Annotated in this window: 1 protein-coding gene; it reads right to left on the bottom strand. The window is 64.9% G+C overall.

What is annotated here, in order from left to right:
- Positions 1–251: TetR/AcrR family transcriptional regulator (locus AB1471_RS19075; protein ID WP_496350346.1), on the bottom strand; the 251-nt coding region annotated here is incomplete at both ends.

The raw sequence follows: 251 nt of genomic DNA, 5'->3' as shown, positions 1-251 counted from the left end.
AAATGTTGAGCGCGGACGCATAGATGCGTTCCAGCCGCTGTCGCAGCGGCATCTCCTCGCGGAAGATGTCGACCATAGAGGCGCGCGCGTCCTCGCGGTAGCGCTGATAGCTCTTGATGTAGAGCTCGCGCTTGTCGCCGAAGGCGCCGTAGAGGCTCGGCCGGTTCATGCCGGTGGCTGCGCTGAGATCGTCGAGCGAGGTCGCGGCAAAGCCCTGCGTGCGGAAAAGATCGAGCGCCTTGCCGAGCGCG

Source organism: Jeotgalibacillus marinus, from assembly GCF_040801915.1.
GTDB lineage: Bacteria > Bacillota > Bacilli > Bacillales > Jeotgalibacillaceae > Jeotgalibacillus > Jeotgalibacillus marinus.
Note: the sequence above shows the minus strand (reverse complement) of the source record. Positions and strands in the feature narration are given on the sequence as shown.